Below are 17,125 nucleotides of genomic sequence, written 5' to 3' on the forward strand. Positions count from 1 at the left end.
TATTATGCGCGTTGATATGATCGTCAAAGCTTCTGGTTTACCCAAAGGGACATTCTCTTTGATTGAGCCTGAAATTCAAAAGCGTTTGTCGGTACTCGATCCCGATGTTTGTGTCCGTATTCGCAAAGGTGAAAACAATCATCTGGATATCATGGAAAGGGATAAAACCAAAAAAGAGAAAGCCCATGCGCTTTTGGAAGAGATGTTCAATGAAGCGGACGAGTGGTTGTACAACTAAATATAGCAAAGGCGCAATTAAGCGCCTTTTCTTTTTAAATTACAGACTAATATTGAATATTTCTCATCGACTCCAGCGTTTGTTCAAACGTTTCCTCTTCCATTTCAATGCCGATAAAACGTCGATTTAAACTCAAACACGCCTTACCTGTAGAGCCACTACCCATAAACGCATCGAGCACCACATCATATTCACGGCTGCTGGCGGTGATGATATGTTGCAGTAAGTCTTGTGGTTTTTCGCAAGGATGCTTACCAGGATAATATTGCACCGGTGCAAACTGCCAGACATCGGTATAAGGCACCTCACTGGTGACGGAGAACGGTCGACGTAAATGTTCGTATTGCGCTTTTAGATCATCGTATTCCAATACCAAACTTTGGTAGTTATTTTTTAAAGCGTCATACTCCTTCACGAGGTCGCCATGCGTCTTCGTTAATTCTCCTTTTTTGCTTGAAAAAAGCTGTTGAAGTTTTTGGTATTGCGCTTTGTTGGGGAGTTTCCATTGGCTTTCACTAAACCAATGGGAGCACATTTGTGTCCCCGTTGCCGCATTGATTTCTTTTGCTGTCACACCAAGCTGTTTACGAGCATTGATGAAGTAATCCATCAAAGGTTTGAATACGTGTTTCTTGAGCTCATTGCATTGAGAAGCGTAACCAGAGCAACCTTTGGCATAGCCTTCAGCATTATAGTGGCCAGCAAATAAAATACGCTCGGTGGACGGAAAGAACATGCGCAAGTCCGGCTTGTGCATTCTTCGCCATGGGCCTGACGGTTTGGCCCAAATGATATGGTTAAGTACTTCAAAGTGGCTTCTGATGAGAATTTCAGTGTCACTGGCCAGCTTTGAACCACAGAACAGATAAAGGCTTCCAGAGGGTTTGAGGATTCGCCAGAACTCAAGAAGCACTTCATCGAGCCAGGCTAGAAATGAAGCGACATCTGGCCACTGATTGTCCCAGGCATTACGTTTGACTTGGAAGTATGGTGGGTCGGTTAAAATCAGATCAACGGAGTTGTCTTCAAGCGTTTTAAGATAGGTTAAACAATCGGCATGAATGAGGGTGGCACGGCCATCGTGCAGTGTGTGTTGGTGCATTCTTATCTCCTGTTAGCAAGAGCCTTGAACACAAATAGCGATTGAAAGCCGCCAGCAATAAAGAATTAAAGCTGGCGGCGTTTTGCTGCTTCCTCTCCAATTCCTTTATCAAAAAGGTCTTGGGTCTCAGGTACTCAAGGCATCAAAACACCTATCAACCTTATCACGCGGAACTGTGTATTTATACAGTTAATTGTTTCGAATTAATTGCGTTAAATCTGGATAGGGAAGCTGCGAGAGCTGCTCGATAACAAAGGCCACGTGATGGACAGAGTGCTCAGGTAGCATTTGGGATACAGAGATAGGGTCGACATGACCTTCTTTAGAGTGTTTAATAATCAAACTGACTAACGGCTTACATTGGGGTTTAATCGTTAACATGCTGAAATTCCATGTAAATTCAACGTGGTCACGACACTAGTATGGTGTGCAGGAAATAGCCAGTGCTTTATAGTGATAACTTGATTTAATTAGAGCTCTGCAGGATGTAGCAGCAGGTGAGCTTGATGCGTTTTTGCATTCCACTCTTTCATTTCTGCGATAAACAAACCATGTCGATGAATACTGTCAATGAGGTCATACGCTCTCTCATGTTGAATTAACATAGACAGAGGGCTAATCTGTATCATATTGTCGAAACCATGTTCAATGTGTTCTTCTAACATATACAAAACACTCGGTTCTGCCTCAGTTCCTTCCTCAAAAAGCCTCGACTCAATGCCTTCTTCGTCATATAGGTGCACGAGCAGTGAGTACAGCTTCTCCGCACCAGCGAGCTTGGTCTTTTTAGCCTGGTCATTAAGTTGATAGAGCTTCATCTCTAAGTTCCCTTCTTTTGTTCGAGCCGCTTGAAGCATCAAGCGAATGTCTTTTTTAATCGCAGCGTAAGCCTTATCACTCATTTTCGGCTTTAGATATTTCAATAAAATCTCATTACGCTTTGCAATGGGTACGAAACGCGAGCTAGCCGATACTTGGAACAATAGATGAAGCAAAGCATGCGTTATGGTTTGGTGTAATGTTTGATAGTAATCAAATTCTTTTTTGATTTGCATAAGGACTAAATATTTGACGAATACAATGTATTGTTATGCGGTCATACTGCCTATAAATCAAGCAATTGAAATAATTAAAATGAAAAGGTTGTTATCGCACTTCAATAAACATCTGTTTGGAAAGCACTTGCTGAGCGATAGCGCTTACTCGGTAGACCCGTGTATTGCCATACGCACTCGCAAACGCTACGCCTCTGAGTGAATCATCTAACTCAAGCACAAACTGCACGCTAGGTAAAAATTCACCACTTCCCAGCTCATCAAAAGCGAACAACACCTCATCAGGAGAGGTCATCAACTTCTCTTGTATCATTTCCCGAAACGGCTCTAGCTCTGGCGATTGCTTTATCGCGTTATTGAGTGTGGTCACAGATAAACCTTGTTTAGCGACAGCTTCTGCTTGCTCTTTTAAGACGTGTTTACTTTGTGCGTGAGAGTAGTTGAGAATGCTTTGGGTCAGTCCATATTTTTGCGCCCGCTCCATCATCGATGCTGGCAGCGTTTTCATTGATACTAATGGCGAGCTAGTAAACTGATGCTCTTTGCCAGTCGTCGCATCCTTATCCAAGTCTGTGCCACTGACTTCGGCTGAGGCCTGTCGCATCGATGCGGGTAGTGCTTCATATTGCTTGCGTGACAACACTGACACTGTCGCACGGCACTTATGGTGGTTGGGCGGGTAAAAGCTTTCCCAAAATGGATCGTCTTTGGGCTTAATCACGCCATCGAGCTTTCTGCACAGCTCTGTGGTGCCTGAATCGAGCACCGACGAATAAACCAGAAACTCCACCAAGTCGTTATAGGCAATCTGAGTCCAACGGCCTGAGTTATATGCGGTCATCATATTGTTGCGATAATGCAACTCTAACCAATAAGGATTGACCTGAGAGAGTCCTTCTTGCTCAAGAAGTTGACGGAGGTTCCCTAACGTTTCAGAGCGTGATGCTCCGCTTTCTAATGCGTCTTCATAACGTTTTTTGACGCGATTGACCGCATCAATACTGGAGACGTTCGCGACCGTAAAGGCGCGCAGCTTCATCGCCGCTTCCATTTGACGATACGCTTTGGTATCGGTCGGTATCATAGCTTTGAGTGAATCAATCGCTTCCTGAAAAGGCACCTCATCCACGGCAAGATAAATCGGCGCGTAAGTGAGTTCGATAGGTTTATCGCTGGCATCATTGATCGCATTATGGATATGCGCTTGGCCCAGCAGCCAGCTCACCATCATCGAAGCGGCATAGATGTTGGTGTATTGCGTTGTCACTTGGGTGATATCGATATCGCCTGGGTTTGAATACGCTTTGAACGCGGCTTCCAGTTCGCTTGAAAGGCTTTTGACGGTTAATGAAAGCGCCTCATTTTCGAGGCGCTGTAATTTAGTGAGGTTATCGATCTCTTTTTTATCAAGACTCTTTAAAGCAGACATAAATGCTTTCCTGGTGCATCTGAAAGATACGTGGATTCACGACTGGAAGAGGGGCTGTCGACAATGTTGTTCACCAACTCTTTATAAGCGTCCTCATCCACTCGAATTTTGAGGCTGCCTTCACGACCATTGACTAAGAAAATCCATTTAAGCAGCGTATCATTAAGTGTCTTATGCACCATGCGAGCATCGCGTTTGGAGACGCGCATGCCCGCTCTTTCATGGACTTCACCTAATGACCGAGAGCCGTATTTTTGATTACCGTTCGTCAAGGTTTGACCGGTGATGCGCTTGGCGATTTTGTTATCAATGTATTCAATGGTTCGAAGTAGTTCATCCACCTTACCGTTGGCATCAAGGGTGACGATTTCTTTTACACCAGAGAGTGCCACCGCATCTCCGTTCATCACAGGGGCTAACGAGTTGGCAATCGCTTGTACGTCATCCCCGCCATTGGCATTTTCAGCCAGAGCAATCGCCGTTGGGATCGCGTACTTCTCACCAAGGCGCTCGATGTTGGCCCAGCTGATCCACTTACTTTGCCAAATAGGCCACACTGACTCTAAGATAGTTTCGCCGTATGGACGCTCAGTGGTCGCATTGCGCAGCACGGGAATGACTTTCCCTGCTACAGGCGTTTTCGCTGTGTAGTCCACAGCGCCGTACACTAAGGTACCATCCTTTAATAGACGGAAGTCTTCAGGGCGTTTGGGCTCTGAGTGGGTGAGGCAAAGCTGTGAGCCGAATTTCTCCCAGATAAGCTCCACTGGCATAAAACCAAATTCCGTCGCACTTAACATCTGTTCCATCAACATTTCTAAATCAAAGTCTGCCATCACCTCGTTGTAAAACTCGATGTCACTGGTTGAGCCTTCCATGACGTAGGGCACCGTCATGGCCGTGGCATGACGCATTTCAATGCTTGATGCCACCTCTTCATCGAGCAGCATGGCGCGAATGGCCCCAAAATAGTAGTTGCTGCTTTGGTAGCGAGCGTTGCCGAGCTCTGCTGGTAATGGGTAGTGATTAACGATAACGTCGGTGGGAAGCCGAGCGATAAGGGACGATAATGTGAGATTCTTTATCATGGGCAATCGCAACTCCTGTGTATTGAGCACCGCTTTCAGTGCCATGATTAAGACCAAGCAAGGCGTTGATTAATGCGAGCGCTTCGTCTTTGCGATCATCAAAATCAAACTCGCTAATTTCACCTAACTCGTAAATCGCCCTTTGAGTCATGCCTTCAGCCAACACTTCTTTGTCATCCTCGCTATAAAGGCGAGACAAGGCATTCTTTTGACCAAGATAGGCATAGCACCAACGCGCGGCTGATTGACAAGCAGTTTGAGTGTTGTTCTCATCGTTGTAAGTTAAGGAGTGGTAGATTTGCTCATCCAGGGAGCTCGATACTCCCTGGATGCTGACCATCGCTCTTAACTCGGTAAGGGTAATAGCCATTATCACTCCTTACTTCAGTGCGTCATCGGCCCAGCAGATGGCATCCACGACAACCGCAGGCAAAGGCTTTGACATGGTGTACACATCCGCGCCACTTGGATCGTCGACTTTCTTTACTTTCGAGAAGAAAGGTAAGGCCTGAAGGCCTGCGTCCAAATCATCGAGCGCGGCATAGTACGGTGTGTGGCCTGCCTCAAGGTCAATCATCACCATCTTGTCATCATCAACGGTTTTTACGCGGGTTTTCGTACCGCCTACCATGGTTTCGTATGAACCATTTTCAAGATTAATGAGGTAGCCGCCTACATTGACTTGCCCCTTGCTGACTTTCACATCGAGCACGTTGGATTTATTTTTCCCTGCTAAGGTGACAATGCGAGCAAACAACGTTTTACCACTCAATACTTCCAAGTTTGCGCCATAACCTTTCGCTTGAATGGTTTCATCCATTTCTTGCAAGGCGGTGTACACTTGTTCGATGGTGGCGTCTGTGGCTTTCAGTGAGCTGTCAAAGTTGTAGCGAAGGGTTTCCCCAAAATCCACTTCGAACAATTCCATTGCGCCGTCTGCGGTTTTCATTGGGTAGGCAATCTTACCTGTCAGCGATTGAGCACACAGCGCTTCAGTTGAGACTTCAATCTTGCGCATCACACCAAACTGAAGCATTTCAAAAAACTTTTGAATGTTCTTTAAGCCTAATGCCTTGAGGTTGTTGAGCTCCGCCGCTGACACATGCGATACCGTCGAAAAACCTTGTGGCTCGATAGATTGAGTTTCTAAGTCATTGCCACCAAGCTGATACGCTTTCGTACCACGGCGTACCACCGGAATGTTAGACAGGGTCTCTTTGAGCACATTCCAGGGGATGCGCACGCTTGGGTAAAACACCGCCTCCCCAAACACCTTCTTGCGAATACGCATTGGCACTGACTTGCGCTTTTTGTAGTTGTTTAGCAGCTCTGCCCACTCTTGAGGGGCTAACAGACCGCGTAAAATATCAATAATATCCATGCTTTGTTCTCTTTATAACCGCTTATTAAACAGCGGCATGCATTAATGGGTGGGGTTATTTTTCAGAGCCTGACTCAGAAGCGTTGTTGTCTGATTGCGCGTCACCATCGGGAGATGGCTCTGAGTCTTCTTTTGGCTCATCCGCAATCACCAAACCAACGCTATCTTCGACGCGTGGGTATTCCCCTTTTTTCGTTAGGTCAACATGAATCGTTACTTCACCGTCACTAACAGGAGTGATTAGTCCTGATTTTTCATCGACGGTGGCCACGGCTTCATCACTAGAGGTGTACTTTACGATTTGCTCGTAAGGGTTATTGAGAACAAGATTCAAACCACTGCTTTGCACATCAACGCCAAGCTCTGAGTACACAACCGGTGAGTCATCTACTTTACGAAAACCGACAGGCTCAAGCTTTAAGTGATCGTCTGAATTATTTTCTACATCCGCTTTTAACTTTGCTTCCACAATCGGTTGACCTAATTGATGGTAAGCCTCCCCTTCACGCTTTAAGAGCTGAAGCTTCGCGATGGCTTGCTCAATCAAATCGTTACGGCGTGAATGGTGCAGAAGTGTGCGTGGGTGAGCGCCCATTTGAACAAAGGCATTCGACGCGTCACGGAGCGCTTTGGAAAACACACCATCTTGTTTGGCTTTTTGTTGCTCTAGAGGACTCATAACCAGGCACCTTCTGCAAAGAGTTGAACGCAAGACAGCGTAAATTCATTAGACGCAGTGAGCGCTGAATCATCCGCAAGCACCACACGGTCGCGAAGGTACGCGCCAAGGCGAAGTACTGAAACAGACCCATCACCTTTCATTTGTTTGGTGGTGACTACCCCTAGCGTCACTTGAGTGACGGTAAGATTGCCAGCGCCATCATCTTGAACGGTGATCAACGGGGAGCCGTCCCAACGTCCAGTGAGCATGCCATCAGTGATCACCACGGCATGACCCGGCTCTAAATCGGTGATGCCATTAACCCTCATTTGTTGGATGACGTTGCCACCGGTATAACTGCCGACAATGGCGGGTGCGCCCTTAATGGTGGTTTTCATTCCAAATTCCATTACCAACCCTCCGGATCAAAGTTATCTTTTTGAGCCGAGCCTGTATCCGCTAGCTCTAAGTTCTCAGTTAATTTATCCCAGGCCGATGGTGTTGCCGGAGCCGTTTTCTTCTCAGGCATAGCACTTAGCATGCCTTTCAATTGGCTGTAACGATTGCCATCACCAGAGGCGCAAAGCTCGATAGCGGACGCACCTTCAATCATGACTTTCACACTCTTGCGAAGCTCGTCGCTCATTTCACGCGAGTCCGCTAGCTCGGTCAGTGTTTCCTTACGATCGCCTGCCAACGTTTCTTGCATCGCAGTAACCGCACCGTTTGATTTATCGTCATCGGTCTTAGTCGGGTCTCCACCTTTGCTTTGATCACCTTCTTTTTTAATGGGCGGCGTATTGGGTTTAATCCCCATACCGTCAAGCTGCTCTTTGACGACGTCGCCAAGCAGCGTTTTGAGTTCGTCTTTCTTCATGGTTATTCCTGTTTCATTGTCATCAGAGCCAGGTTGAGTACCGACATCTGCACTGAGATAGATAGCGTCATCACAAAAATCGCTATCGCTGAGATCCACCACATCACGGGTTTTCGTGTCCGCCGCCGGAGGAAGCTGCCCCAAGAAGGCAAGATGGTGCATGTACCACTCACCTTCTTTATCCGGTACTGGATGGATGCCAGCACTGAAGCCTTCAAACTTGCCCGAATCTTCCAGTGTTTCCATCTCGGGGGTGTAAATCACCTCACCCACAAGGACGGTTTTTCCGCTTTTATCGCCACTGCCGGCTTCTGTTCTGAGGTTGGACGCTCGCCCCAACGCGGCAATCTGATCGCTGCCTTTGGTTGGGTGACCTGGGGTCACGGGAGGGCGGGCATCCGATTTATAATGACGAACCACCGATTCGAGCTGCGCTTTCGTAACGGGCTGACCATTTTTTTGAATGCCATCCGCCACAATTTCCAACTTACGAATTCGCATATCGACTCCTTATAAGGTCACGGTGATACCAAATTGCCCTGGTGCATCCGGCGGGTATTTCGCACCGGTTTGCATGTCGAGCATGAATACGCGTCCAGAGGTATTGCTGATCTCAATAAAATGCACAGCAATGTTGGCGGTGTACGGCGAACCTTCATCGTTATAACCAGGAACCGGTGGATTTTTCACAAACCCATGAATACGAGTAATACCCGCATCAATAATCTTGGTCCCTGTTTCGGAATCCAGCATGCGTACTTGTCCCGTTAGGCGCAGCTTGATCCACCCATCGTTATTGGTCAGCTGAGCCACATCGCCAAGCGCCACCGATTGAAACTCCACCGTTGCCGTTGGGGCTTCGTACTTGCCGGTTGGCACTTCGACATCACCCAGCCCACCTAAGCCGCCCACCGTGGCCATCTTGCGCTGTAGGTCGCTGCTGGCATTTTTTACGCGTCCGACGTATTGGGTTTCATTAATGAACGCCATCTGGTCACGCCAGACCACACTTTTCTCTGCCATGACTTACCTCATGCAATCAGTTTGTTAAAGGCGCTTTCTAACCCTTCAACGTAAATTTCAGCTTCAAATTCCACACTCTGCATAGGCACAGGCGGTGTCATTCGATAGCGGTACTTAATTTTGCCTTGCATCAGATTGGTGAGCGGGTTGTCACCGGCATCAATTGACACATTGCTGTACACCAATGCGGTGCCTTCTTTCGAGCGAAGATAATCGTTCACCGTATCTTTCACGCGGCCACAGGTCGTATTAGCAATGTCCGTTGGGCTGGTGAACATCGGAAAGTCTAAGAACTGACGAGTGGCGTCCTCAATGCTTTCTTCTAGGATGTCGGCTGTGCGGCGAACTGAAATAAATGACAGGTAATCGCTCTTGGTTGGGAACGCGGTGGAGTAGTTACCAAAGTTCTTCCAACCGCCATGGTTCATCAGCGTGGCAATGCCGTTCACGTTTAAGTAGTTCACATCACACGATGGATCGCTTGGGATGTAATCGAGCTCAATGGAAGGGCCAATCACATCGGCCATGACGTAGTTTGATGGCGAGCACCAGTAACCGGTTTCCGGCACAATGTTCTGCTCGGTTTGGTTGCGGTCTACCTGAGCAAGGAGGCCACACAGACTTGGCGCGTACCAATCAACCACCGTTGCGCCGTCGGTATCTAATACTTTTGGACGTGGCCAGCCGACATACGCTCGTTGTGAGGTGTACTTTTTCTTCCAAGCGTACGCCTCAGTGGCTGTTGAAATATGCTCTGGCATATCTCCCACCCAAATGCCGCGGATAGTACTGACCGCTGCCACAGCGAGTCCCATTGCGCCATCCTTGTGTAAAATGCCTGGAGCCATGTTGATTTTGGATGAAAAGCCGTAGCTCTGTTTCGCTTTACGCAGTAGCGGCAGTGCTTCCATGAATTTAGCCAACAGCGCATCGGTGACACGGGAAACGGTCAGTACATAAGTGAGCTCAATGCCAGCAACATCCCCCACATTAATGGTCATATCGTTGTCATTGGTGTAGCTGACGTTGCTCTTGGGTGCGAGCTTCACGGCGACCACCGTTTGACCTTCTGAAAGTGGTGTGATCGTGCCATCACTACTATCAACCAAGGCAATGGCTTCATCATCAATCGACCAAACAGCAGTTTGCTCATACGTATTGGTTAACGCGTTCGGCTGAGAGTCTGCGCCTAAGAACGCTGTCGCAACAGAATCACCCAGCGTCGCTGGACTCATGGTCTTGCCTGCGTTTGGATTGGTTTGTGCGACCGTCACGCCATAGACATGGGCCTCATCTACGTCATTCTCACCATCATTAAAGGTGACCAAGGCGGTGATGTTAGCAATACCGGCTTTCACAGGCGTTACCACGCCCGTATTAGCATCCACGGTCGCAATGAGATCATTGTCCGAGCTGTACGCAATGCGACAAGTGTGAGGGTTTAAAATCGTGACAGGTAAGCTTGCGCCATCATCAATATAAATAGAGACACTGGATGTGCTCATCGTGACGCCAGAGACCGCTGGCGTTTCAACGTCAGGGAAGTCGCTGTCCTTACCTAAAGGGATTGATAGAATGGAGTTGCTTGGTACATAGTGGTGAACGCGACGAATGGCATTGGCGAGCGAGCCTTCACCGAAGGCCTTCTTCGCGTCATCGTAATTGGTGGTGTGGTAGAGCTTTAATGGCTCTGCCAACTCAGAGGTGCCAAACACACCAATCACACTGGACGACACTTCGATGACCGAAATGGGACCTGTGAGCGATTCGATGGTTCGGATGCCGTGAAGTAATTCGGCCATGGATACTGTCTCCTGTTCATCAGTGGAGTCAGTATCTGAGATTATTGGAGGATAATTTCCGTTCGGCAGGCTTAAGCGTTAGTAAAATCGAACACGTCACTTTGCCCCGTGGCGAGGATTTGGCAAGAAAGCTTAATGCCAATAATGCCCTGTGGCAAATCGGTTTGAGTGACCACAATACTGTCGAGTTTGACTCGAGGCTCATACTTAGCCACCGATTCAGCAATGGACACTTTCAACCCTTGCACTTCCCATTGAGGCTTATCAATGTACTCCAATGCATCCGCTGCGTAATCCGGCATATAAATCCGTTCGCCTTTGCCGGTGTACACAATCATAAAAAGTGACTGCTTGATATCGGCCACCAAATCGGTGTTTCGTCCGCTTCCTGCAAATTTGAGTGAGTAGGTCATGCGTACCCCGTTTGAATTCGTTTGAAATCCGGTTTGAATGAGTTTGAATAAAATTATTTGAACATTCACACCCGATAGAAATTAAGCGCCCTCAGAATCGCTCTGAGGGCGTTTTGTCATTTATTGGTTTGCGGTGGACGTTGGTCTGCCTTCTGCGTCATTGTGTTTATGGCTAATCACGGCGACTGTGACACCATTGATGGTCACCGAGCCTTTCATGGTGGCACCGCTGTTCATCACGGCTGCCCCCCCCGTTGTACTACCATATCCTGCGGCCCCGACGAGTCCGGTAAATGTTGCTGTCATATCCCCCGTCAGCGCTTTGGTAATATGGGTTTGACCATTGAGTAAAATGGTCGGTGCATTGACGGTGTATTTAGGGCTATCAATGGTTACACCGGACTCGTTTACGATGAGAGCAGGTTCGTTACCTTTAATTTTTAATACGCCCGTTGCGCTACTTTGGTCATATTCCAAAAGTGTGCCGTCTTTAAACCGGACACCAAACTTATCAACATTCGCGATATAGGGCTTTGCTGATTTGTTCGCCATCGAGCCAAGCACAAAACCAGACATCATTGAACCGCTAGGAATGAACAGACACAGCACTTGCTCACCAGGCTCAAGGTTGCACGAAATGCTCACGTTCTTACTACGAAAGCCCAGCACAGGCAACCAATCTGACTCAGGGTAACGTAGACCAGGGAAAGTCACCTTTACGCGCCTTAGCTCGGCATCCACTTTGCTCACTTTGCCAATACACACCAGCTTGCGCAGCATGGAGAGCACATCGCTGAGTTTCGTTTTCATTTCTGCGAGTTTGTTGAACATAGAGACTCCTAACGCATCATTCGTCGCAAAGCACCACCACCAAAGCGTGAGAGCGCTTTCGCGGCGCTACTGATTGACTTGGGCGTTTGTGGTGTTGCGCCGCCCACAAAACCAGACTCGAATCCACTGATGGCCATCTCCACCGCATCGGGCCCATCATCATGGCCACGAGGGAACTCTAAAAACATTTGACGAAGCAGCGTCTGAGTCTCTAAGAATTGGATAAGTCCGTTCTCTACCTGTGACGAGAGCGACTTGATACGCACTTGCTTATTGCCCCCTTTGAACTCACGAACTGGAAGGCGCACGCCTTTCTTCTTGGCGTAACGCATCACTTCTTTTTTGTAAATCTTCTGGAACGCAACGGTTTCGAACATCACAAAGGACGGCCTGTGTTGTAGAAACACATCCACAATGCGTTGGGCAAACTTAAGGTCAGACTCTTTCCAGCCTTTGGCAAACAACACATGATCCACCATGGTAATTTTGTGTCGAGCCACCACGGCAATAAAGGACCAGTCACCTTTTTTAAGGCCCGTAGCAGGGTCAATCGCCATACCAATGGTGCAATCTCGAAGATCTAATTCATAAGGTTTGAAGTAGACAAACCACTCTTCCTTAAAGTCGGCCTCTTCATCGGCGATAGGACGGTTCATCCATTCCGTCCACCAAGCACTGCCTGACGCGATACGTTTATTGTCTAACTCTTGCAAACTCCAACGTGCTGGAAATAAGGAATGCCCCGACGGGGTAATGGCACTGAAGCGCAGCCCCAACCAGTTAGGCAAACGGCCATCTTCAATTTGTTTAAGGAGACGTGACGGTAAATCGTCTGGGTGCATGATGGTGTTGGCGATGATGGTCAGCGCCCCTTTGCCCAGATTCATAATAACGCGTTTGAACCAGCGCTCCGCCTGACGACGCAGTGTCGGCGATTCCACCTCTTTGTCATCGAGCAAGTCATCACAGATAATGTGAGTCGGACGTTGGTACTTGTTTTTAATACCACGCAGCCGCTGCCCACGACCGACCGCCACGATGGAAGAGCCATTGGCCAGTTTGATTTTGCGTTTAGTCCAGGTGTTACCTCGCTGCTCCCCATAATCATCCAGAATCAGTTCGTTATCTTCTAAGTCATCTTTGATGGCGTCCATCATCTCTTTGGCGCTATCGGCAGACGCACCACAAATCACAATGAATGAACCAGGATGATTAAGCGCCAGCCATAAAGGCATGGCCTGAGTATTACGGGTGGTTTTACCGTGATCGCGTGGTTCGATATCGAGAATGCCCTCATACTGACCACGCTTGCCGTTTTCAAGCGCAAGGGGCTGTTTGATAAAACCGTGGTCGCGCGGGTCAATGAGCGCTTTGAACAGCGCTTCGTCTTGATGATTCAAATTTCGATTGGCGGCCAAGCGAGTCAGTGCGAGCTGGTATTCACTGAACTCAAGTGTGAACGCATCCGGCATATAGGTCTGACAGAAATATGCAAAGTCACGTTTAGATTTGGCACGGCGCTTTCGACGCGCCTTTTCTTCTTTTTCTTTTCGGGCTAAATCACGCCGCGCTTGGGCTTGGGTCTTCTTCGTGGCGCATTTGTCCTCAGCGGCGATATGCGCACTGTCTCGAATATTCTCTAAATCCGCATCGGACAATCCACCAAAGAGGCCGCTCATCGACGGCCTCGTTTCGTTTTTTGGTCGACACGAATTTTCTGAATGATGCTGACCAACTCAAGCAAGAGCTCGGGGCGCGTCTCTTTGAGTATATCGGTAAGCTGACTTTCAAACTCGGCCTTTGCCGCATCGACCCCTTTACGAAACTCAACTTTCAATCGGTCAAGGTTCACCTGTGCATCCGATAGTCGCGCTAACAAGTTGGCCAGCTTGTTCGGATCTTTAAATGACTCAGGACCAAACTCCAATTCACGCAATACTTTGAACATGTAGCGCTGCATGATTTGTAAGTTCAGCTCTGAGATATCGGTGTTGGGGCTGTCTTTGAATTCCTTTAGAAAGACCTCTGCCTGCTCTTGAACCAGACGCTGCTCTTCAATCAACTCCTGATTACTACGAAGCACACGATGCACTGACGAACGTGAAATATCAAAGCCGTCTTCTTTGAGCGCCTCCGCGATATCGTCCAGCTTCATTTTGTCCACGGTGTACATCTCAATGACGCGCTCAAGCAGCCCGTGCAATTCCACCTTTGAGCGTGGGGCCATGGGGTTTCCTTCTTATTGTTCTCGTGAGCGTGCAGCTTATCCCCCGAAGGGTTGATTAACTTCCGTTCGGCAGATGGCCGCTAAATAAAAGGCAGAATTTAAGCCTGGTTCAAACACCGTTCAATGGAGCGTATCAGCGATGAAAGGTTTTCTTGATGCATTGCATAACACCACCAAAGCGATTGAGGGTCTGCCAGAGACGTTGGCTCCCTTTGGTTTGCAGTGTGTGCGCAACAACATGAAAAACGGCACGTTAAAACCCAATGCTCCGCTGACCAAAAACACCAAGAACGCAGGGGCTAACCCCCTGTTTGATACAGGTGAAACCTACGCCTCATTGACGTACAAGGCTGGCAAAGAGGAATACCGCATAGGCACCAACAAAGCCCATGCGCCACTGATTAACAATGGCGGCGTGATCAAAGCGAAGAAAGCCAAACAGCTCGCCATACCGGTCAACAAGCAGGTAAAGAAACGCTCCGAGGTGTATGGGGTGCGTAAAACCTTGGAAGGATTAGAGCTTCAAGGCTGGAAGATTTTCTACCGGCCTCATTCCATCATGGGACGAGCACCCTTGGGGGGTAAGGCTTTTGGTCAAAAGGTGAAGACTAAAGCCAACCGAAACAACAAAGGCGCAGAGAAAGGCGTGTTCTATGTGCTGTACATCCGAACGCCGCAAATCAAAGTCTCCAGTCGTGAGTTCATGTATTTAAGTCCCGAGCAGCAACAAGCGCAGCAAGAAATGGCATTAGAGCAGTTAAAGGCAGCAATCCAATGAAAGTGATTCGAACATTAGAGAAAACACTGGAAACCTCACTTGGCATGCAAGCGGTGATTGAGCCCTCCAATGCGGTGGCCAGAAAAGAAGTGCGTGTGATGTTCAATGGTATCCGCGCGTTGAATCGGCTGGCACTGACGACACAAGCCTCGTTCGCTGCTTATGAAATGCTCCTTGATGTGGTGATTTCAGCCAGGGTCAGCGGCGGGAACACGCAGTGTTTTTTATCTAGTCAGCAGATACAACTCAACCTGCGCATGACCGATTATCTCACCCATGACCTGATTATTTTAAAAGACATTGGTGAAGACTTGCCTGCTGGCTTTGGTGAATTCTGTGAGCGGCTGACGGTCGTGGGCGATGCAGAGATTTCCGATGCTCGAAAAACATCATCCGGCTGGAGTGAGCCAAAACAAGACGATGACTTTGACCCCAAAGACGATCTCTTTACTTGGCGCGAAGATTGGCAAGCCACATTGGTGCTCACCGTACACAAACATTTTACCAACCCTGATGTGACTGAGATCACCGCCAAGAGCCTTCTCACGGGTAAGAGTCACACCATCAGTGATGAGGAATCATAGATGACAGAACAAACAACGAATTATTCCCAGTGGGGCGGCTTTGGTGATTTAGTCTTTAAGGGGCGCTTCACGCCAAACAAAATCAGCGACTCGCGCACTTTTAAGATCAACAAACAAGACCTCATTAACGGTTATCCCGCGCACCAGAATATGGGTGAAGATGAGCACACCGCCTTATTGGATCTGACCTTTAATAATCACTTTGTCGACATCACAAAGATGACCAAGCGGCTCGAATTAATGGGCGAAAATGGCGTGCCTCGCGCTTTGGTCGTGGGCTCAGTGGTGCATGGGCAGTTTTGTATTCGTAAAATCACCCGCACCAATATTCAAACGCTGCCTAGTGGCGTGGTGACCAGTGTGGACTATCAACTGGACATCGTGGAAGTGCGTTCATGAATACCTTAATTGCACGCCAGAGCGAGCGCTGGGAGCAGATTTGTTATCGCGCCTATAGCGTCACCAATCAAACCTTAGTCGATGCGCTATTTGATGCCAACCGTGAGCTGACCCGAGCCATGACCAGCTTTACCTTTAGCGGAGGGGAAACCGTCAACATCCCTGCGGTGAAAGTGGTGAACACAGTCACTGTGGAGACGCCACCATGGGCATAACCGCAACAGGGCTTATCCGTCCATTCGCCATTTTGCACTGGGCGGGAAAGGATGTGACCGCTGAGCTCAGTCGCTATGTCAAGTCCATGACCTATACCGATGTGATGGAAAGCAAACAAACCGGTACAGATACCTTGTCTCTCACTTTGTTTAACAAAGACCGCCGTTTTTGTCAGGCCTGGTATCCCACCAAAGGGGACACCTTAACGCCAGGCATTGGCTGGTTAGATGAAAGCGGTCAGCGTCACGAGTGGTTGTGGGGAGAGTTCAGTATTGATGAAGTGTCCTTCAAGATTGGGCCTGATGATGTGATGGTCGGTGCAAACGCCAAACCGCCCACCATCAAGCGAGGTTTTATCGACAATCAGCAGTGCTTGGTACAAGAGAATGTCACGTTTGAGCGCGTTGCACAGTCTTGGGCAAAAGAGAGCGGCCTATCGTTTATCAAAGCGCCTGATACGCCTGACTTTCAATTTGCTCGCATTGAGCAGCGAGATGAAACCACCCCCGCATTCTTAACTCGATTGTCAGAGCAAACCAGTGTGCCGATGGCCATCAAAGGCAAGAACCTTGTGATGGGCAACTTTAAAGACGACGTGATTCAAATTGACACCTTAAACCGAGACATTCTCACCGCTCTCAATTTACCCGATAGCGCTCGTTCAAAGTACGTAGCGGTCGAAGTCAATGGTTATGACCAGCAAGCCCAGCAGCTTTTTAGCTATCGTGCAGGGGATGCCACCGCGACGGGCGATCGAGTGAAGATGCTGCACAACATCGACAACGTGAAATCCATGGCAGACGCCAGAGCTTACGCCGAGTCCTATTTACAAAACGGCGCAGACGGGAAACAAGGCGCGAAAGGACGCATGTCAGTGACCAATATCATGTTAACCACCGCACATTTGATTGAATTTTTAAACTTTGGCAACGTGCCAAACCGCTGGAAACCCACCACCGTGACGACCTCCATTAGTGGACGTTCGTGGACCGCCAGCGCGCAACTAGCAAGAGCGAACTGA

22 protein-coding genes are annotated in these 17,125 nt (G+C 48.4%); 6 read left to right on the forward strand and 16 right to left on the reverse strand.

Annotated elements, in window-relative coordinates; genetic code table 11:
• Positions 1-4 precede the first annotated feature (4 nt).
• Positions 5-238 (forward strand): DinI-like family protein, encoded by a 234-nt coding sequence (locus AB6D80_RS02195; protein ID WP_172379794.1) that lies wholly within the window; start codon positions 5-7, stop codon positions 236-238.
• Positions 239-284: 46 nt separating this feature from the next.
• On the opposite strand, the gene AB6D80_RS02200 is transcribed toward AB6D80_RS02195, so the two are convergent.
• The 16 genes from AB6D80_RS02200 to AB6D80_RS02275 all read right to left on the reverse strand — a co-directional run bounded on the left by AB6D80_RS02200 (position 285) and on the right by AB6D80_RS02275 (position 14,127).
• Complete coding sequence (locus tag AB6D80_RS02200) at positions 285-1,340, reverse strand: site-specific DNA-methyltransferase (protein ID WP_372187652.1); 1,056 nt, start codon at positions 1,338-1,340, stop codon at positions 285-287.
• A gap of 189 nt (positions 1,341-1,529) precedes the next feature.
• Positions 1,530-1,721: a hypothetical protein gene (locus AB6D80_RS02205; protein WP_048666307.1), complete on the reverse strand. Its 192-nt coding sequence runs from the start codon at positions 1,719-1,721 to the stop codon at positions 1,530-1,532.
• 89 nt (positions 1,722-1,810) lie between these two features.
• Positions 1,811-2,395, reverse strand: a complete 585-nt coding sequence (locus AB6D80_RS02210) for a DUF2913 family protein (protein ID WP_372113865.1) — start codon at positions 2,393-2,395, stop codon at positions 1,811-1,813.
• A 91-nt stretch (positions 2,396-2,486) separates the two neighbouring features.
• Positions 2,487-3,824 carry a phage minor head protein gene (locus AB6D80_RS02215; RefSeq protein ID WP_229647017.1) on the reverse strand — a complete coding sequence of 446 codons (1,338 nt, stop codon included), beginning with the start codon at positions 3,822-3,824 and terminating at the stop codon, positions 2,487-2,489.
• A complete protein-coding gene (locus tag AB6D80_RS02220) occupies positions 3,812-4,912 on the reverse strand; it encodes a DUF935 family protein (RefSeq protein ID WP_080968101.1) in 1,101 nt (366 codons plus the stop codon). The genes AB6D80_RS02215 and AB6D80_RS02220 overlap by 13 nt, the downstream gene beginning before the upstream one ends.
• Positions 4,851-5,282, reverse strand: a complete 432-nt coding sequence (locus AB6D80_RS02225; protein ID WP_048666304.1) for a hypothetical protein — start codon at positions 5,280-5,282, stop codon at positions 4,851-4,853. The genes AB6D80_RS02220 and AB6D80_RS02225 overlap by 62 nt, the downstream gene beginning before the upstream one ends.
• 9 nt (positions 5,283-5,291) lie before the next feature.
• Complete coding sequence (locus AB6D80_RS02230; protein WP_229647019.1) at positions 5,292-6,293, reverse strand: major capsid protein; 1,002 nt, start codon at positions 6,291-6,293, stop codon at positions 5,292-5,294.
• A 55-nt stretch (positions 6,294-6,348) separates the two neighbouring features.
• Positions 6,349-6,972, reverse strand: a complete 624-nt coding sequence (locus AB6D80_RS02235; protein WP_048666302.1) for an Ig-like domain-containing protein — start codon at positions 6,970-6,972, stop codon at positions 6,349-6,351.
• The gene (locus tag AB6D80_RS02240; protein WP_372187654.1) at positions 6,969-7,352 is read right to left on the reverse strand and encodes a hypothetical protein; all 384 of its coding nucleotides are present in this window, start codon (positions 7,350-7,352) and stop codon (positions 6,969-6,971) included. The genes AB6D80_RS02235 and AB6D80_RS02240 overlap by 4 nt, the downstream gene beginning before the upstream one ends.
• 11 nt (positions 7,353-7,363) lie before the next feature.
• A complete protein-coding gene (locus tag AB6D80_RS02245; RefSeq protein ID WP_372187656.1) occupies positions 7,364-8,332 on the reverse strand; it encodes a hypothetical protein in 969 nt (322 codons plus the stop codon).
• 9 nt (positions 8,333-8,341) lie between these two features.
• A complete protein-coding gene (locus AB6D80_RS02250; RefSeq protein ID WP_048666300.1) occupies positions 8,342-8,854 on the reverse strand; it encodes a phage major tail tube protein in 513 nt (170 codons plus the stop codon).
• Between the two features lie 8 nt (positions 8,855-8,862).
• Positions 8,863-10,656: an Ig-like domain-containing protein gene (locus tag AB6D80_RS02255; RefSeq protein WP_136984533.1), complete on the reverse strand. Its 1,794-nt coding sequence runs from the start codon at positions 10,654-10,656 to the stop codon at positions 8,863-8,865.
• A 71-nt stretch (positions 10,657-10,727) separates the two neighbouring features.
• A complete protein-coding gene (locus AB6D80_RS02260) occupies positions 10,728-11,069 on the reverse strand; it encodes a GPW/gp25 family protein (RefSeq protein ID WP_048615433.1) in 342 nt (113 codons plus the stop codon).
• A gap of 120 nt (positions 11,070-11,189) precedes the next feature.
• On the reverse strand, positions 11,190-11,900 hold the full coding sequence (locus AB6D80_RS02265) for a phage baseplate assembly protein V (protein ID WP_372107193.1): 711 nt from the start codon (positions 11,898-11,900) through the stop codon (positions 11,190-11,192).
• 8 nt (positions 11,901-11,908) lie between these two features.
• A complete protein-coding gene (terL, locus tag AB6D80_RS02270; RefSeq protein WP_048666297.1) occupies positions 11,909-13,579 on the reverse strand; it encodes a phage terminase large subunit in 1,671 nt (556 codons plus the stop codon).
• Positions 13,576-14,127, reverse strand: a complete 552-nt coding sequence (locus tag AB6D80_RS02275) for a phage protein Gp27 family protein (RefSeq protein WP_048666296.1) — start codon at positions 14,125-14,127, stop codon at positions 13,576-13,578. Before AB6D80_RS02275 ends, terL begins: the two co-directional genes overlap by 4 nt.
• Before the next feature lie 139 nt (positions 14,128-14,266).
• Between AB6D80_RS02275 and AB6D80_RS02280 the strand changes: the two genes are divergently transcribed.
• The 5 genes from AB6D80_RS02280 to AB6D80_RS02300 are packed head-to-tail and all read left to right on the forward strand — an operon-like array spanning position 14,267 to position 17,125.
• On the forward strand, positions 14,267-14,905 hold the full coding sequence (locus tag AB6D80_RS02280; protein WP_372187658.1) for a hypothetical protein: 639 nt from the start codon (positions 14,267-14,269) through the stop codon (positions 14,903-14,905).
• Positions 14,902-15,489 (forward strand): hypothetical protein, encoded by a 588-nt coding sequence (locus tag AB6D80_RS02285; protein WP_372107190.1) that lies wholly within the window; start codon positions 14,902-14,904, stop codon positions 15,487-15,489. The genes AB6D80_RS02280 and AB6D80_RS02285 overlap by 4 nt, the downstream gene beginning before the upstream one ends.
• Positions 15,490-15,888 (forward strand): phage tail protein, encoded by a 399-nt coding sequence (locus AB6D80_RS02290; protein ID WP_132982795.1) that lies wholly within the window; start codon positions 15,490-15,492, stop codon positions 15,886-15,888. It abuts the gene before it with no gap.
• Complete coding sequence (locus tag AB6D80_RS02295; protein ID WP_048666292.1) at positions 15,885-16,103, forward strand: tail protein X; 219 nt, start codon at positions 15,885-15,887, stop codon at positions 16,101-16,103. The genes AB6D80_RS02290 and AB6D80_RS02295 overlap by 4 nt, the downstream gene beginning before the upstream one ends.
• Positions 16,094-17,125 (forward strand): phage late control D family protein, encoded by a 1,032-nt coding sequence (locus tag AB6D80_RS02300; protein ID WP_048666291.1) that lies wholly within the window; start codon positions 16,094-16,096, stop codon positions 17,123-17,125. The genes AB6D80_RS02295 and AB6D80_RS02300 overlap by 10 nt, the downstream gene beginning before the upstream one ends.

The organism is Vibrio sp. 10N.247.310.17, from assembly GCF_041466605.1.
Taxonomy (GTDB): domain Bacteria; phylum Pseudomonadota; class Gammaproteobacteria; order Enterobacterales; family Vibrionaceae; genus Vibrio; species Vibrio tasmaniensis_A.

Bases quoted from the DNA above. Each gene is read 5' to 3' on its own strand.
- AB6D80_RS02210 (WP_372113865.1), bottom strand. From the start codon at position 2,395: ATGCAAATCAAAAAAGAATTTGATTACTATCAAACATTACACCAAACC.
- AB6D80_RS02255 (WP_136984533.1), bottom strand. From the start codon at position 10,656: ATGGCCGAATTACTTCACGGCATCCGAACCATCGAATCGCTCACAGGT.
- AB6D80_RS02260 (WP_048615433.1), bottom strand. From the start codon at position 11,069: ATGACCTACTCACTCAAATTTGCAGGAAGCGGACGAAACACCGATTTG.
- AB6D80_RS02280 (WP_372187658.1), top strand. From the start codon at position 14,267: ATGAAAGGTTTTCTTGATGCATTGCATAACACCACCAAAGCGATTGAG.
- AB6D80_RS02215 (WP_229647017.1), bottom strand. From the start codon at position 3,824: ATGTCTGCTTTAAAGAGTCTTGATAAAAAAGAGATCGATAACCTCACT.
- AB6D80_RS02195 (WP_172379794.1), top strand. From the start codon at position 5: ATGCGCGTTGATATGATCGTCAAAGCTTCTGGTTTACCCAAAGGGACA.
- AB6D80_RS02225 (WP_048666304.1), bottom strand. From the start codon at position 5,282: ATGGCTATTACCCTTACCGAGTTAAGAGCGATGGTCAGCATCCAGGGA.
- AB6D80_RS02200 (WP_372187652.1), bottom strand. From the start codon at position 1,340: ATGCACCAACACACACTGCACGATGGCCGTGCCACCCTCATTCATGCC.
- AB6D80_RS02300 (WP_048666291.1), top strand. From the start codon at position 16,094: ATGGGCATAACCGCAACAGGGCTTATCCGTCCATTCGCCATTTTGCAC.
- terL (WP_048666297.1), bottom strand. From the start codon at position 13,579: ATGAGCGGCCTCTTTGGTGGATTGTCCGATGCGGATTTAGAGAATATT.
- AB6D80_RS02275 (WP_048666296.1), bottom strand. From the start codon at position 14,127: ATGGCCCCACGCTCAAAGGTGGAATTGCACGGGCTGCTTGAGCGCGTC.
- AB6D80_RS02235 (WP_048666302.1), bottom strand. From the start codon at position 6,972: ATGAGTCCTCTAGAGCAACAAAAAGCCAAACAAGATGGTGTGTTTTCC.
- AB6D80_RS02240 (WP_372187654.1), bottom strand. From the start codon at position 7,352: ATGAAAACCACCATTAAGGGCGCACCCGCCATTGTCGGCAGTTATACC.
- AB6D80_RS02250 (WP_048666300.1), bottom strand. From the start codon at position 8,854: ATGGCAGAGAAAAGTGTGGTCTGGCGTGACCAGATGGCGTTCATTAAT.
- AB6D80_RS02220 (WP_080968101.1), bottom strand. From the start codon at position 4,912: ATGATAAAGAATCTCACATTATCGTCCCTTATCGCTCGGCTTCCCACC.
- AB6D80_RS02230 (WP_229647019.1), bottom strand. From the start codon at position 6,293: ATGGATATTATTGATATTTTACGCGGTCTGTTAGCCCCTCAAGAGTGG.
- AB6D80_RS02285 (WP_372107190.1), top strand. From the start codon at position 14,902: ATGAAAGTGATTCGAACATTAGAGAAAACACTGGAAACCTCACTTGGC.
- AB6D80_RS02265 (WP_372107193.1), bottom strand. From the start codon at position 11,900: ATGTTCAACAAACTCGCAGAAATGAAAACGAAACTCAGCGATGTGCTC.
- AB6D80_RS02295 (WP_048666292.1), top strand. From the start codon at position 15,885: ATGAATACCTTAATTGCACGCCAGAGCGAGCGCTGGGAGCAGATTTGT.
- AB6D80_RS02245 (WP_372187656.1), bottom strand. From the start codon at position 8,332: ATGCGAATTCGTAAGTTGGAAATTGTGGCGGATGGCATTCAAAAAAAT.
- AB6D80_RS02205 (WP_048666307.1), bottom strand. From the start codon at position 1,721: ATGTTAACGATTAAACCCCAATGTAAGCCGTTAGTCAGTTTGATTATT.
- AB6D80_RS02290 (WP_132982795.1), top strand. From the start codon at position 15,490: ATGACAGAACAAACAACGAATTATTCCCAGTGGGGCGGCTTTGGTGAT.